Here is a 14,996-nt window from a genome sequence, read left to right as displayed (position 1 = left end):
CCGCCCAGAGGGGAAAAAGGGAATTATTCTTTTCTCGTTCTGCCCGCGAGGAAGAGCACCGCGGCGAGCGCGAGCACGGCCGGCAGCATGATGGGGGCGCCCCCTGCCTCCTGCGAACTCTGCACCGCCATCATACCTGCCGTGACTTCGGTGCTTTTCCCTGCCGTCACCTGGATCTCGCCCGACCAGTCCGTGTAGCCGTTCATCTTCAGGAGCAGCGTATGCGAACCGGCCGCGACACCTGCCTCTGTGAGCGGCGTTATCCCGAGATACTGGTTGTCGAGGTAGATGTCAGCGCCGGAGGGCGTCGAGGAGACGGCGATTGAACCACCCTCCCCCGGGCCTGCACCCGGCTGCATCACAGCGGATACGCGCACCGTCTGACCCGGAGCAACGGAGATGCCGGTGACGTAATCGGCATACCCGGCACGCGTCAGCGTGACGGTGTGCGTTCCGGGAGAGACCCCGGTGATATCTATCGGGTTCCCGGCGACAGTCGTACCCCGGTAAGTGCTATCGAGGTAGATCGCCGCTCCCGCAGGCGTGGACGTCACGGCGACATCTCCGTTTGTTCCGGCAGGCGTCGGGATGAGAACGGCGTTGACCGAAGTGCTCTTCCCGCCGGCGACCGACGCCGTCCCTGTCCAGGTCTGATACCCGGCGAGCAGGAGGCGGAGCTCGTGCCCGCCCTGGACGACGTTCCCTATGGTCAGCGGGGTATGCCCCCGGTACGTTCCGTCAAGGTAGATATCGGCACCGGGGGGGGTCGACGTGACCGAAAGCGTCCCCGTATCAGGCGCCGGGTTCAGGATCGCGTTAACGGTCACGGTCTTTCCGGCCGTCACGGTTACCGTCTTCGACCAGGGGACGAATCCCGGTTTCGTGATCTTCACCGAGTGCGTCCCGGGCGCCACAGCGGTGAAGTTTGCGGGAGTCGTCTGCGACTCGCCGCCGTCGAGCGTCACCGCCGCACTCCCTGGCGTCGAGGCGACATAGACCGCACCCGACGGCGGGGAAGGAGCAAGGGTTATCGAGAGCGTCCGCAGTTCACCGGGGTTCACCTGAACGGTGGTGACCGAGGGCTGGTACCCGGGAAGCGCTACGGCCACGGTATGCGTTCCTGCGTTCACGCTGACCGAGAACGGGATGGTCGACCCTGCTCCGGTCATGCCGACGTAGGAGCCGTCTATCGTGACGGCGGCGCCTCCGGGGGAGGAGACGATCGTTACATCCGCAGTACCGGCAGCGGATCCGGCAGAGACAAAACCGCCCGCGAACAGCAGGAGCACAACCAGGATCAGGATACGATTCTGAGTCTTCATACCGCATATATTCACGAATAAAAAGATAATACCCCATCATTCGGATCGACGCCGGTGAAGCGCCCGTCCCTTCGCCACCCTTTTTATCCCGCCACATCGATGATCTTGCGAGACCCCATGCACCCCCCCGCACAGCAGGACTGCACGAACCCGCTCTGGCCGTGTGCCATGACCGGAGCGGTCGCGTGCCTCGCCGGGTTTGAGAACCTCGCCGTCATCGTCCACGGTTCGAGCGGATGCTACTTTTACCCGGCCTCCCTCGTCGGTGCCCCCATCTACGGGACGTTCCTCGTCGAGAACGAGATCATCTTCGGGACGGAAGAACGGCTCGCCGAGGTTATCGACGAGGTTGCCGATCGCTACGAGCATATCGCCGTCGTCACCACCTGTGTGCCCGCGATCCTCGGTGAAGACCTCGCGGGCGTTGCCGACGAGCACGACCTGCTCCTCGTCGACAGCCCGGGATTCCTCGGTACGCTCGAGGCCGGGTACCATGCGGCACTGGAACGGATACGCCCGACTGTCGACGAAGGGAGGCAGGGCATCAACATCGACGGGGTCAGCCTCATCGATCCGCTGCACCGGGGGAACATGCTTGAAGCCCGGCGCCTGCTTACCATGGCAGGCGCGGAGATCGGGACGACCTTCTGCTGCGACCGATTCGAAGCGGCATACCGGGCGGCTCCGTTCACGATCGGCACGAACCCCGACCTTGCGAGCGGCGTCGGGGAATGGTACGGTTCCCTCCTCGGCCTCGACGCAGTGGCCGAGACCTTCGAAAGACTCACGGATGCTTGTGAGTCTCTCGATCCCGCACCCGTCTACCGGGAGATCGCCTCGGCAGAGGAGCGGATCGCGAAGGCATGCGACAAGTACCTGCGCCGTTTTGAGCCGCCCCGGGTAGCGGTATGTGGAGGAGGGGCATATGCCGTCTTCGTCGCCGAGACGCTCGAGCGGCATCTCGACGCCGATATAGCCTGCATATGCTCCCGAAACCACACCCCGCCCTCCCGCTTCCGGGTCGAGGAGACGGTCGATTTCATCCGGATAGCGGACCGGCTCAGGGCGTGCGAACCCGATCTCGTCATCGGTTCGTCCTACGAGCGGAGCGTCCTTCCAAATATTCCTTTCGTCCCCTTAACGCCGCCGGTCAGGGGACGGGTGCACCTCCGCGCCCGGGCGCTTGCCGGGGTCGAGGGGACGCTCGAGCTTCTTGATGAAGTGCTGAACGCCTGTATGGACGGAAAGCAGCGGAGAATATAGCCTGGCGCAGGAAACGGAACTGATCCTCCCTTATCCGCTGATCTCTGCGGGCACGGCAGGCGGGGAGAGCGGGAGGAGCGAATGCCGGATCAGATGTCACTTCTGCAATCACAGTATTACCAGTTTTTGTCGCCCCACAAGGTTTTAATATCCTTACCGGCACAGGGGGTGCCCTGTCCCTGGGAGGAAAACGAGTATGACGTACCATGGCTATGATGCACACGGCCAGCTCGTCGAGAAGATGTGGAAGTGCCTCGGCGAGGATCAGATCCGGCAACTTATGATACGGATGATCGATTCACGGATAAAGATGAAAGAGCACTGGATCGAGCAGATGCAGTATAAGATCGAGACGTACCAGATGGCTCGCGATATGCTCGAACAGGGTCAGAAGAAGAAGCAAGAGAAGCAGAAAGGCAGCGAAAAAACACTGTGAGAGGCAGACCCCTTCATCGATCCGTGCGGCGGAGCTCCGGTATTACCTTTTTTACGTCATCCGCGAAACCTCATGCTATGACTCTTACGATCCGGCGCTATCGGGAGAGCGAGTACACCGCCCTCTGTTCCCTCGAAGAGGCAAATACTCCCGGAGAATGCAAACCCGCGGTCTTCATCAGGCAGGCGGGCGTCCTCTTCCCGGAGACCTTCCTCGTCGCCGACCGTGACGGTGAGGTCATCGGGTATACCATCGGCGCCCGGGTGCAGCAGGACCCGACCCAGGCGTGGATCATCCGGCTCGCCGTCCGGGAGAAAGACCGGAGGCAGGGTGTGGGAGCGGAACTTGTCGCGGGTATCCTTGCAGCGTTTCGGAGCATGAGCATACGCGAGGTGTTTTTATCGGTCTCACCGGCGAACGTCCCCGGGCGAAACCTGTATGACAGAAACGGATTTTTTGAGGTCGACTACTGCGGCGATTATTTCGGTGCCGGAGTAGATCGGACTATCATGAAGAGGACAATTGAATGAACCCGGAGGTTATTCCGGCCTCCCGGAAGAGCATGGATTTTTATATCCATCAGGCGATTCATCTATAACAGGCACCATGCGGCTTGAAGGTCTTATACTGGTTCTCTTTGTCTCGCTCAGCGCGATGACGCTGCTCTCGGCATTCGCCGTCGTCGGTTTCTCACAGGGCTACCTTGCGGTGCAGGCGGTCGATAAGGACACACCGGAAGACGAGATCGTCTACCGCCTGACCGAGGACGATCTTACCGGGTACCCGGCGCTTGCAGCGATGATCCTGGATCAGGAAAGGATCATCCGGCCGACCGGCACACTCCTCGATCACCTCCCCCGTCTCTCAAACAACCCCGGATACAGTTCTATCCGTATCACGCCCGACGAAGAGGAGGAACTGATAACCCGTTACGCCTGGTACCCGGATGAGCATGGAAACGTCCGGAACATCATCCTTGATTACCACGGGACATACTACCGGCTCATTGCAGGCAATACGTAGGCGGGCACCCGTGCTTCCGAACTGATACCTTCAACACCGGGAAGCGCAAACCAGAGAGGTGATACAGATGGCAACCGTACCTTTTCGCATCGGAGAGCCGTTCAAACCCGAACCGGCATACCGGACATATATGTATATCTCGCTTCTCCTGATCGTCGTGGTATTCGTCCTCCCCTTCGTCGTCCTGCCCCTCGGCCTCACGGGATCACTGCCTGCCGTTCTCGCCGTCGGGGTTCCGCTCGCCGCAGCCCTCGCCTTCATCGCGGTCTGGATCCCGCTCTACTACGAAAGCGTCGTCTACCGGCTCACTCCCGACGAGATCTCGTGGAAGCGCGGGGTCTGGTTCCGGCAGACCGGGATCGTCCCCTACAACCGGATCACGAACGTCGACATTACCCAGGGGCCGCTGATGCGCTACCTCGGGTTCTCGTCTCTCCGGGTCCAGACGGCGGGTTACTCCGCCCAGGCCAGAGCCGAGATCCACTTAAACGGGATCGAGGACGCTGAAGACCTCCGGGAGACGATCATGGGCTTTGTCCGGGGCGCCCCTCCCGTCGCGACCGAAGGCCAGCCCGAGCAGCCTGCAACGACGGGCGACGACGCCGTGCTCGCGGAGCTTCAGGCTATCCGCAGGCTTCTTGAGAAGCGGGTTGAGTAGATCGCCATACTTTTTTTCGGGACTGCCGCCCGATACGGGCAGGGAAAAAGAATTAGTGTTGCAGGACGAGCGACGCGATATGCTCGCCGACCTCGCTCGTCGTCGCCTTCCCGCCCATATCCCGGGTGACGAACCGCCCGGTGATACTCTGCTCGATACCGCGGAGAACGGCCGCCGCAGCCTCGTGCTCGCCGAGGTGGTCGAGCATCATCGATCCCGCCCAGATGGTGGCCATCGGGTTTGCGACGTTGAGCCCTTTGTACTTCGGCGCCGACCCGTGGATCGGCTCGAACATGGAAGTGCCCTGCGGGTTGATGTTCCCGCCAGGGGCGAGACCGAGCCCGCCCTGGATCATCGCCCCGAGATCGGTGATGATATCGCCGAACATGTTCGGGGTGACCACGACGTCGTACCACTCGGGGTTCTTCACAAACCACATCGTGACGGCGTCGACGAAGTTGAACTCGGTCGAAACGTCGGGGTAATCCTTCGCAACGCCCGTAAAGACGTCCCGCCAGAGGCCGTAGACGTCGGAGAGGACGTTCGCCTTGTCCACGGAGGCGAGTTTCTTCTCCCGCCGTTCTGCAAGGTCGAAGGCATAGCGCATGACGCGTTCCGCTCCCTCGCGGGTGATGACGCCGATCTGGTAGGCGATCTCCTCCGCGTCGGTCGTAACGTCCATCCCGAACTTCACCTGGTAGATGTCGCGGACGACCTCAAGCGTCGCCTTCTCGCTCTCGCCGGCAAAGCGCGACCCGATACCGACGTAGAAGTCCTCGGTATTCTCCCGGACGACGACGAAGTCGATATCCGACGGAGTTTTGTTCGCGAGCGGGGTCGCGACCCCCTCCAGCAGTTTGATCGGCCGGAGGTTGACGTACTGGTCGAAGTGGAACCGGAGGGCAAGCAGGATACCCTTCTCGAGAACACCGGGTTTCACCCGGTCGTCACCGATGGCGCCGAAGTAGATAGCCCGGAACCGGGAGAGGTCGGCAAGGTCGTCCTCGGTGATGAGTTCGCCGGTCGCGAGGTAGCGGTCGGCCCCGATAGCGAAATCTTCCCACGCGATGTCAAAGCCGTACCGCTCGCCGGCAGCGTCCAGCACGACCTTTCCTGCCTCGATGATCTCAGGGCCTATCCCATCTCCGCCTATGCTTGCGATCCTGTACATGTCTCCACCTCATCCATTCCCTTTGCATACTCGACGAGTCCCCCGGCATCCACGATGCGCTGGAGGAACGGCGGCACCGGCTCGATGGCGAGCCTCCTGCCGTCAACTTCGATATAGCCTTCGGCCGTGTTCACCGCGATCGCGGAACCGTCCTCGATCGCCTCCGCCTCCGGGCAGACCAGGGGCAGGAGCCCCGTGTTGACCGCGTTCCGGTAGAAGATCCGGGCGAAGGACTTCGCGATCACAACCCGTATCCCGGCACCCCGGAGCGCGAGGGGGGCATGCTCGCGGGACGAACCGCACCCGAAGTTGTTGCCGGCGACGAGTATGTCGCCTTCCGCGACGGTTGCGCGAAGTTCGTCGCGGGTTCCCTCAAAGACGTGCTCTGCAAGTTCCTTTTCGTCGTAGATCGTCAGGAACCTGCCGGGGATGATTGCATCCGTATCGATGTCGTCACCGAATTTCCAGACTCGCATGCTGTTACACCTCCCTCGGATCGGTGATCTCGCCGTAGATGGCGCTCGCCGCCGCGGTCGCCGGAGAACAGAGGTAGACCGACGCGGCGGTGCTGCCCTGTCTCCCCTTGAAGTTCCGGTTCGAGGTCGAGAGCGAAACCTCGCCGGGTGCGAGGAGCCCGAACGCCCCGCCCATGCAGGGGCCGCAACAGGGAGCCTCGAAGAGGGCTCCGGCCTCCACGAACCGCTCGATCAGCCCTGCCTTGAGCGATTTTAAGTACTCGTCCCGGGACGCGGGAATGACGATGACCCGGACGCTCTCCGCAAACTGCTCTTTCCCGAGCACCTCGGCAGCCTCGGCGAGGTCCTCGAACCGGCCGTTCGTGCACGATCCGATAAAGACCTGATCGACCTTCGTGCCCGCCACCTCACCGACGTCCACGACGTTATCGACGTTGTGCGGGACGGCGATCTGCGGGGCGAGGTCGGCAACGTCGTACTGCCGGTACTCGGCGTAGACGGCATCCGGATCGCTCGCAAGCGCGAAAGGCTGCATCGCCCTCCGTGGAGCGATGTACTCCCAAGTCGTCTCGTCCGGCGGCACGATCCCGGCTTTCGCCCCCATCTCGATGGCCATGTTGGCGCAGGTCATCCTGCCCGCCATATCCATCGTCCGGAACGTATCGCCGACGAACTCGAGCGCCTGGTAGGTCGCTCCGTCGGCACCGATATCGCCTGCGATATTGAGGATGAGGTCTTTTGCACCGACCCGGCGGTCGAACCTGCCGTTCGCCTCGACGAGGATGCTCTCCGGAACCCGGAAGTAGAGGGCTCCGAACTTTAAGACAAAACCCATATCGGTCGACCCGATACCGGTGGCGAACGCACCGCCCGCCCCGTAAGTGCAGGTATGCGAATCGGTGCCGACCACGATCTCTCCCGGAGCCGCGTGGCCTTTTTCCATCACGACCTGGTGGCAGACACCCTCCCGCATATCGTAGTTGTGGATGCCCTGCTCACGCGCAAATTCCCGCATGAAGACATGGTTCTCCGCAGCAGGGATGGAATCCGCAGGAATCTGGTGATCAAAGAGCATGACGATCTTCCGCGGATCGAAGACCCGCTCGCCGCCCATATCACGCAGCACCCGGATTGCAAGCGGGCCGGTGATATCGTGAATCATCGCCGCATCTACCGGTGCCATCACTACGTCGCCTGCACGAATTTCTCTGCCGCAGTGCGACGAGAATATCTTTTCAACAATCGTCGCTGCCATGTATTACCGGGTAAAATTGTGATCTCCTGACGTATGTAGTTTGGCTGCACCACGCGATTTTCACCGATCTGGTGCACCTGATTTCGCCGGTCATTCACTTTTCCGGCAAAGACGCATACCTTATCAGCCCTCGCGAGGACCTTACTAAGGAAGAGCGATGAAGGACGGACCAAGCCCTGCGATGAAACAGTATTATACGGCTAAGGCAGCACACCCCGATGCCATTCTCTTCTTCCAGATGGGCGACTTTTACGAGACCTTCGGTGAAGATGCCGCCGTCGTTGCGCGAGAGCTCGACATCGTCCTGACCTCCCGCGGACGGGACAAAGACGGTGAGCGGATGCCGCTCGCCGGCGTTCCCCACCATGCCGCCGAGGGCTACATCGCCCGCCTGGTGAACAAAGGGTTCAAGGTTGTCGTCTGCGATCAGGTCGAAGACCCGAAGAAGGCGAAAGGTGTCGTCAAGCGGGATGTCGTGCGCGTCATCACGCCCGGCACCGTCATCGACTCCTCGATGCTCGGGTCACCCGGAGCACAGTATCTCATGGCCGTCGCTCCCGGAAAGAAGGGATCGATCGGGACGGCATTCCTCGACGTCTCTACGGGAGAGTTCTTCGTCTCGGCCTCGGACGGCGGGCGTGACTATGCCGAGCTCGTCTCGGAGGTCGTCCGCTACCACCCGTCCGAGTGCATCGTCCCGGAGAGTTCCCCGGACGCGCTCGCCGTCAGGCTCCGGGCGCAGGGTCTCCTTGTCTCCCGCTACCGCGACGATGCCTTCCTCCCGGAGAGTGCTCGTTCGCTCCTCTGCGAGCAGTTCGGCACGAATTCGCTCGGCGGATACGGCTGCGAGGAGCTCGACGGAGCGGTCGCTGCCGCAGGCGCCGCCCTCCGCTATGCCCGGGAGACACAGCGGTCGGAGCTTGCCCACATCGCCGGCCTCTCGACCAGGCTTTCGGCACGGAACATGGCACTCGACGCCATCACCCTCCGGAACCTCGAGATCACGAAGAGTATCCGGAGCGAAGCGGCCGGGATCACGCTCCAGGGCGCCCTCGACGTCACCGAGACCTCGATGGGCAGCCGCCTGATGCGGTCGTTCCTGATCGCCCCCCTGCTCGACCCGGAGGCTATCGGCCGCCGGCTCGACGCGGTCGAGTACTTCGTCGGCAATCCGATGGCACGAGCGGATCTACGCTCGCATCTCGACCGGTGCGGTGATATTGAACGTATCGCCGGGCGGATCTCCTACGGGAATGCGGGACCTCGGGATCTCTTAACGCTGAGAGAGTCTATCGAGAGAATCCCGGCCTTAAAGGATCTCTTTACCGACGAGACTCCGGAGAATATCAGAGAAGCCCTCGAGGCTATGAGCGATCTCTCCGCGACTGCGAACTTCATCGCCCGGGCGATCGTCGACGAGCCTCCGGCGCTGGCGCGGTCGGGCGGGATGATCCGGGAAGGGTTTTGCGCCGAACTCGACGAACTGCGGAATCTCTCAACCTCGGGGAAGGACTGGATCGGACAGTTCCAGCAGCAGGAGCGGGAGCGGACAGGGATCAAGTCCCTGAAAGTCTCCTACAACCGGGTCTTCGGCTACTTCATCGAGGTGACGAGGGCGAACCTCCATCTGGTGCCGGAAGAGTACGAGCGCCGGCAGACGACGGCAAACGGCGAACGGTATACCATCCCGAAGCTCCGGGAGAAGGAAGCGATGATCGCAACCGCCGAAGATCGGCTCTCGGTTCTGGAGGCAGAGGTATACGCGGATCTTGTGCGGACGCTCGCCGCATGCGTTCCCGAATTGCAGGCGACCGCCCGGGCAATAGGGCACCTCGACGTCTACGCGGCCCTCGCCGAGAATGCGGCCCGCTATGACTACACCCGCCCGGTCATCGAGGAGAGCGGCAGGATCGTCGTCCGGGAAGGGCGTCACCCGGTCGTGGAGCGGAGCATGGAGGTCGGGTTCGTCCCGAACGACACCGACCTCGACGGGAGCGGCAACCAGATCATGATCATCACCGGTGCGAACATGGCCGGAAAATCGACGTACATGCGAGCGGTCGCCCTCCTCTGTATCATGGCGCAGATGGGGAGTTTCGTCCCCGCCCGGCACGCCACGATCGGGATCGTCGACCGGGTCTTCACCCGGGTCGGGGCGTTCGACGACCTCGCGAGCGGGCAGAGTACCTTCATGGTCGAGATGCTCGAGCTTGCGAACATCCTCAACAACGTCACCCCCCAGAGCCTCGTGATCCTCGACGAGATCGGCAGGGGAACGAGCACCCTCGACGGATTCTCGATCGCACAGGCGGTAGTCGAGTTCCTCCACGGCAAAGCGGTGACGGGTCCGCGCACCCTCTTCGCCACCCATTTCCACGAGCTGATCGAGCTTGAGGGGAAACTAAAAAGGGTGAAGAACTTCCACTTCGCGGTGAAGGATACGGGACGCGATGTGATATTCCTCCGGAGGCTCGTCCAGGGGGCGACCGATAAGAGTTACGGCGTCCACGTTGCGGAGCTCGCCGGCATCCCGAAGAAGGTGACCGAACGGGCACTCGTCATCCTCAAAGAAGCGATGGTGCAGGAACTGAAAGGAGGCGGGAAAACACCCCGCTACACCCAGATGCTGCTCGTCGATACGGGCGAGGGCGTCGCCGAGACGAACCCGGCGGTCGAAGAACTCCGGGCGATGAAACTCGACGAGATGACCCCGCTCGCGGCGTTAAACACCCTCCACCGGCTCCAGAACCTGGCGAACGGAGGAAACGGACGGCGATGAGCGCCTCTCACCCCGAACCCCGGATTCACCGGCTCGACCCCGCGACGGTGAACCAGATCGCCGCCGGCGAGGTAGTGGAACGGCCGGCATCGGTCGTCAAGGAACTCGTCGAGAACGCCGTCGACGCCGGGGCGACGTCCATCCTCGTGGACGTGACATCCGATATGAAGGGGATCACGCGCATCCGGATCGCCGACGACGGGTACGGGATGACACCCGAGGAGGCGCTCCTCGCCTTCGAACCCCATGCAACAAGCAAGATACGGGAGATCGGCGACCTGCACGTCATCCGGACACTGGGGTTCCGGGGCGAGGCGCTCGCCAGCATCGCCGCCGTGGCGCAGGTGACGCTGGTCACCCGGGCAAGGGGGGAGGGGGCGATCGCCGGAAGGCGGGTCGTCGTCCGGGGCGGCGAGGTGCTCGAAGACCGCGAGACGGGTGCTCCCGAGGGGACGACGGTGATCGTGGAAGATCTCTTCTACAACACCCCCGCCCGCCGGAAGTTCTTAAAGAGCAGGAACACCGAGCTTGCCCATCTCTACGGCACGGTCGAGACGATAGCCCTCGCCCACAGCGATATCGCGTTCCGCCTGGTGCAGAACGGCCGCGAGCGGATGGCGACCCAGCGGTCGGCGGAGCTCCGCGACGCCATCGTCGGGCTCCACGGGATCGACCTCGCCCGGTCGCTGATCCCGGTCGCGGGGCGGACGCCGTTCATGCGGATCGGGGGCTACGTCTCCCGCCCTGCAGAGAGCCGGGGGAGCCCGTTCCATATTAGTATCAGCATCAACGGCCGGAGCGTCGCATCCCGCCCGATCGTCGGCGCAATCAGGGAGGGATACGGCACCCTCCTCCCGAAAGACCGCTACCCGGTGGCTTTCCTCGACCTTGATATCGACACGAGCCTCGTCGACGTGAACGTCCACCCCACCAAACGCGAAGTGAGGCTCAGCCGGGAGCGGGAGATCCTCTCTGCGATCACGGATGCGGTGGCGGAGGCGCTCGGGGAGCGGGATCTCTCCCGCGACGAGGCGGGCGGCGAGCCGGTTCAGACAGCAATAACGCCCGAGAACCCTCCGCTCCCGGAGACCAGGGGCGTCGCGTCGCCGGAACCGGCCTACGCCGCCGGTCACCGGACACTCGCTACCTCGGATCGCCAGCTCCGCCAGACGGAACTCGCGGTTCCACGAGAGCAGAACCTCCTCCCCGCGATGGAGCCGATAGGACAGGTCGCTGCGACCTACATCGTCGCCCGTGGATCGGACGGGACGCTCTACCTCGTCGACCAGCACGCCGCCCACGAGCGGGTGCTCTACGAGCAGGTCGTGGAGCGGCGGGACGCCGCCGTCCGGTCGCAGGAGCTTATCACGCCGGTGATCCTCTCGCTGCGGGCGGCAGAGTCGGCTATCATCCGCGAGGCGATCCCCCTCCTCGCCGAAGAAGGGTTCGTCGTCGAGGAGTTCGGGCGGGACACCTACGCCGTCAGGGCGGTGCCGGTCGTGCTCGGAAAACTTGAGGATATGGCAGTAGTCCGCGAGACGATCACCGAACTCATCGGAGACGGGCAGAAGGCCGCCGCCGGGGCGAAAGAGCGGATAACGACAATCGTCGCCTGCCGGGGAGCGGTAAAGGCGGGAGCTCTCCTTACGGGCGAGCAGATGCGGCGGCTCATCGATCAGCTCGCGGCGACGAAGACTCCCTGGACGTGCCCGCACGGACGCCCGACGGTAGTGGCGCTCGAAAAGCAGAAACTCGACAGGATGTTTCAGCGGACGTGAGTGCCGGAGAAACACCAAAAGGTACCTCCGTTTCGATGTTGCACCGGATCAATCGGCCGATACAGCGAAAGAACGTTTGAACAGAGTTTTGTAGCAGAAGCATGAATATGGCATTACTGTATGAAGAGAGCGCCTTCCCGGAAGAGGCGGGAGACGGCCGGACGTCCATGACACTCCTCCGGCAGATCCGCCTCTGGATGAAGATGAAAGAGCCGGGCGAGCAGTACCACGACGAGCAGGACGACGCGATCATCGAAGAACTCTTTGATCTCTCGCCCGAGGTCGTGGTGCCGTCGGACGAAGACGAACTCCCCAGGCTCCCGGAAGAGAACTGACGGCGTTTGAGGAGCATCCCGGTCAGGTAAAGCCGGATCACTCCCCCCGTTTCTCGCGCATCTCCTTTGCCCTGCCGATGACGTACTCGAGCTCAGCGAGCTCGCCGGCGGTTCCGCAGGCACCCTGACGGCACGCCTCCTCCTGCAGCCGCCGGCATTCCCCTGCGAGCCGGTCGAGGTCCCCGGGCGTATACCGGTGGTACCGGGAAAGGATATCACCGTGCTCGCGGGAAAACTCCCGCATCTCCATGAGGAGGTGCATCCGGTCACTCTTCCGCTTCCGTTCTCCGGCAGGCGGGGACGAAGGGGCGCCGCACCGGGACGGCCCGGTGGTGAAACGATCCATACTCTCTCCTTTCGGCGCCCGGTATCTTATCATTACCGTCAGCGCTGCGTTCGCACCGCCCGTCTCATCTGATCGGTAAAGGGCATCGGCAGCGTGACGACCGGAAGGAGCAGAAGAAAAAGAGTGGGGAAAGGTCAGACCGTGACCGTGATCGTCCACGCGCCTTCGGCCATCACGTTCAGCAGATAGTTATCCGCATCGGCGATCCGGACGGTTGCAGTGCCGTTGTACGGTCCCCTGTGCCAGTGGAGCGGTTCGACGTAGGTATCGGTCGGATCGAAGACGAGCCATCCGGTGCTGTTGTAGAGCCAGACCGCGCACTCCGCCGGGCTCTGAACCGTCATCGCAAAGGAGGCGTTCCCTGCCGGGATCTGGAAGAGCGGCGTTGCACCGTCGCCGGTGCCGGTGAAGGTCTGGGGCGGGATACCGTTGATCGCCTGCGGCCGGTCGACCGCTATCGTCCAGTTACCGTCGGCAACGACCGTAAACTCGTACTCACCGGAAGCGGGGAGGCCGAACGCCTGTTTTCCGTCATATGCGCCGGTGGCGTGGGCAAGGGTGCCATAGACTTCTTCACTCTCGATCTCGACGCTGAACGGGCCGGTGCCGTCGTGCTGCATGGTAAAGACGTACAGCCCGGCATCGAGCGCGACGACCCGGGTGGCGTTTCCGGCACCGCCGAGTGTCGTCACCTTGCCATCCGGTGTCGGAAGAGGAGCAGCGGTATCCGTCGGAGTCGGAGTCGGTGTGGCGGTCGCCGCCGTGTCGGGTGCCGCCGGTGCGGTTCCCATGCACCCACAGGTGATGAGAGCGGTGCAGAGGAGGAGCGGGATCAGGAAATACGATCTCATAGAAGAGGTACGGCGGCGAGCAGGAAAAAGACCCCGGTTTCCCCCGACGGAGAAGAGCCCGAACGGGAGAAAGACGGCAGAGAGATCAGATGAACCGGAACGACTCAAGCATCTCCTTTCCATGGCCGGTATACGGATCGTATGCGGCGGGGAACTCCGTATACATCACCGAGTAGACGACACCCTCGTGCACTGCATACCGGGCGACGAATTGATACCGCTCCTCCCCCTGTATCGGGATCGAAAAGACGCTCTCATACGCAGGAGCGCCGTCAAGCACGGTTTCGCTCATCGAGACCCACTCAGTGCCGGGGATATCCCGCGCAAAATCCGCTGCATAGGTGGTGTTCAGCGAGCGGAGGACGGACTCGATCGGGAAATCGCCGGCGAGGGGATCGGCAGTGATCCGCATCTCCTCGTGGCCGTCCGGGGAGGAGAACGCGACACCTCCGGCAGTCTCGGCGTATTGCCACCCGTCCGGATAGGTGACCGCATAACCGTAGGTCGTATTCGTATAGGTCGGGGCGGAAGGATCGGTGCCCGACAGCAGGAGCGCCGCACCGAGAGCGGCGGCGGCCGTGACCACAAGGGCAGCGAGCAGCAGGAGCAATCGTCGATTCATAGTACTTCCCGGGTACAGGGCGGGGAGTCCATAAAAGGCTTGAGGAGGATGGATCCCCCGGGATGAAAGGACACCTTTCCACAGAGATGATGCCGACCGGGGATCGACTCAAGAGCACCTCTCCGTCGGGCGATCGGACGGCAATTCCAAACCCCTTTATCCCCGGCCACCGAGTCGTACTGTATGATAGAGTGGATCTTCATCGCCGCCCTCCTGCTCCTGTTGATCTACATCGCCTGGCGCTACGCCCGCGTAGCGGGAGAGGTCGAGCGGCGGGCGCGATCGCTCTTCGACGAATGGCGCTCGACCGAGATGCAGCGGCTCGTCGACGAGAAGGCGGAGCTGCTCTTCCGGGAGTGGAAGATCACCGAGGAGAAGAGCATCCGCCGCGACGCCGTCACGCGGAGCGAGGCGGTGATCCGGGGGAAGGTAACCGAACATCTCATCCCCTACTTCCCGGACTTCACCTACAACCCGAAGGATGCCCGCTTTCTCGGCACCCCGGTCGACTTCGTCATCTTCAACGGCCTCTCGGACGGGGAGGTGACGAGCGTCGCCTTCGTCGAGGTGAAGAGCGGCCGATCGAACCTCTCTGAACGTGAGCGGGCAGTCCGCGACTGCATCCTGCAGCAGCGGGTGACCTACGAGGTCATCCGCCAGAACGGGAAATAAAAAAAGAGA

General features: G+C 62.7%; 16 protein-coding genes. 9 read left to right on the top strand and 7 right to left on the bottom strand.

What is annotated here, in order from left to right; all coding sequences use genetic code 11:
* Nucleotides 1-23: 23 nt before the first annotated feature.
* The gene (locus ABH15_RS04105; RefSeq protein ID WP_128693075.1) at nt 24-1,322 is read right to left on the bottom strand and encodes a PEGA domain-containing protein; all 1,299 of its coding nucleotides are present in this window, start codon (nt 1,320-1,322) and stop codon (nt 24-26) included.
* A 99-nt stretch (nt 1,323-1,421) separates the two neighbouring features.
* On the opposite strand from ABH15_RS04105, the gene ABH15_RS04100 reads away from it, so the two are divergent.
* From ABH15_RS04100 to ABH15_RS04080, 5 genes are all read left to right on the top strand, one after another.
* The gene (locus ABH15_RS04100) at nt 1,422-2,585 is read left to right on the top strand and encodes a nitrogenase component 1 (protein ID WP_241647995.1); all 1,164 of its coding nucleotides are present in this window, start codon (nt 1,422-1,424) and stop codon (nt 2,583-2,585) included.
* Nucleotides 2,586-2,781: 196 nt separating this feature from the next.
* Nucleotides 2,782-3,021: a hypothetical protein gene (locus ABH15_RS04095; RefSeq protein ID WP_128693074.1), complete on the top strand. Its 240-nt coding sequence runs from the start codon at nt 2,782-2,784 to the stop codon at nt 3,019-3,021.
* A gap of 77 nt (nt 3,022-3,098) precedes the next feature.
* Nucleotides 3,099-3,551 (top strand): GNAT family N-acetyltransferase, encoded by a 453-nt coding sequence (locus ABH15_RS04090; protein ID WP_128693073.1) that lies wholly within the window; start codon nt 3,099-3,101, stop codon nt 3,549-3,551.
* A 76-nt stretch (nt 3,552-3,627) separates the two neighbouring features.
* Entirely contained in the window at nt 3,628-4,044 is a 417-nt protein-coding gene (locus ABH15_RS04085; protein WP_128693072.1) for a hypothetical protein, read from the top strand.
* Between the two features lie 67 nt (nt 4,045-4,111).
* Complete coding sequence (locus ABH15_RS04080; protein WP_128693071.1) at nt 4,112-4,702, top strand: PH domain-containing protein; 591 nt, start codon at nt 4,112-4,114, stop codon at nt 4,700-4,702.
* A gap of 52 nt (nt 4,703-4,754) precedes the next feature.
* Here ABH15_RS04080 and ABH15_RS04075 read toward each other — a convergent pair whose 3' ends face one another.
* Genes ABH15_RS04075 through ABH15_RS04065 form a run of 3 tightly spaced genes read right to left on the bottom strand, consistent with a single transcriptional unit; the run spans nt 4,755 to nt 7,604 of the window.
* Nucleotides 4,755-5,873: a 3-isopropylmalate dehydrogenase gene (locus ABH15_RS04075; protein ID WP_128693070.1), complete on the bottom strand. Its 1,119-nt coding sequence runs from the start codon at nt 5,871-5,873 to the stop codon at nt 4,755-4,757.
* Nucleotides 5,852-6,349 (bottom strand): 3-isopropylmalate dehydratase small subunit, encoded by a 498-nt coding sequence (locus ABH15_RS04070; protein ID WP_128693069.1) that lies wholly within the window; start codon nt 6,347-6,349, stop codon nt 5,852-5,854. Before ABH15_RS04070 ends, ABH15_RS04075 begins: the two co-directional genes overlap by 22 nt.
* 4 nt (nt 6,350-6,353) lie before the next feature.
* The gene (locus tag ABH15_RS04065) at nt 6,354-7,604 is read right to left on the bottom strand and encodes a 3-isopropylmalate dehydratase large subunit (protein ID WP_128693068.1); all 1,251 of its coding nucleotides are present in this window, start codon (nt 7,602-7,604) and stop codon (nt 6,354-6,356) included.
* 157 nt (nt 7,605-7,761) lie between these two features.
* Here ABH15_RS04065 and mutS point away from each other — a divergent pair, with 157 nt between their 5' ends.
* The 3 genes from mutS to ABH15_RS04050 all read left to right on the top strand — a co-directional run bounded on the left by mutS (nt 7,762) and on the right by ABH15_RS04050 (nt 12,496).
* Nucleotides 7,762-10,383, top strand: a complete 2,622-nt coding sequence (gene mutS / locus ABH15_RS04060) for a DNA mismatch repair protein MutS (RefSeq protein WP_128693067.1) — start codon at nt 7,762-7,764, stop codon at nt 10,381-10,383.
* A complete protein-coding gene (gene mutL / locus ABH15_RS04055) occupies nt 10,380-12,161 on the top strand; it encodes a DNA mismatch repair endonuclease MutL (protein WP_128693066.1) in 1,782 nt (593 codons plus the stop codon). The genes mutS and mutL overlap by 4 nt, the downstream gene beginning before the upstream one ends.
* Before the next feature lie 107 nt (nt 12,162-12,268).
* Nucleotides 12,269-12,496 (top strand): hypothetical protein, encoded by a 228-nt coding sequence (locus tag ABH15_RS04050; protein ID WP_128693065.1) that lies wholly within the window; start codon nt 12,269-12,271, stop codon nt 12,494-12,496.
* A gap of 37 nt (nt 12,497-12,533) precedes the next feature.
* Here the strand turns inward: ABH15_RS04050 and ABH15_RS04045 are convergent, their stop codons facing one another.
* The 3 genes from ABH15_RS04045 to ABH15_RS04035 all read right to left on the bottom strand — a co-directional run bounded on the left by ABH15_RS04045 (nt 12,534) and on the right by ABH15_RS04035 (nt 14,315).
* Nucleotides 12,534-12,842: a hypothetical protein gene (locus ABH15_RS04045; RefSeq protein ID WP_128693064.1), complete on the bottom strand. Its 309-nt coding sequence runs from the start codon at nt 12,840-12,842 to the stop codon at nt 12,534-12,536.
* 134 nt (nt 12,843-12,976) lie between these two features.
* Entirely contained in the window at nt 12,977-13,693 is a 717-nt protein-coding gene (locus ABH15_RS04040; RefSeq protein ID WP_128693063.1) for a hypothetical protein, read from the bottom strand.
* Nucleotides 13,694-13,778: 85 nt separating this feature from the next.
* Entirely contained in the window at nt 13,779-14,315 is a 537-nt protein-coding gene (locus ABH15_RS04035) for a hypothetical protein (protein ID WP_128693062.1), read from the bottom strand.
* Between the two features lie 183 nt (nt 14,316-14,498).
* Here ABH15_RS04035 and ABH15_RS04030 point away from each other — a divergent pair, with 183 nt between their 5' ends.
* Nucleotides 14,499-14,987, top strand: coding sequence for a Holliday junction resolvase-like protein (locus tag ABH15_RS04030; RefSeq protein ID WP_128693061.1), 489 nt, complete (start codon nt 14,499-14,501; stop codon nt 14,985-14,987).
* Nucleotides 14,988-14,996 lie beyond the last annotated feature (9 nt).

This window comes from Methanoculleus taiwanensis, from assembly GCF_004102725.1.
Lineage (GTDB): Archaea > Halobacteriota > Methanomicrobia > Methanomicrobiales > Methanoculleaceae > Methanoculleus_A > Methanoculleus_A taiwanensis.
Note: the sequence above shows the minus strand (reverse complement) of the source record. Positions and strands in the feature narration are given on the sequence as shown.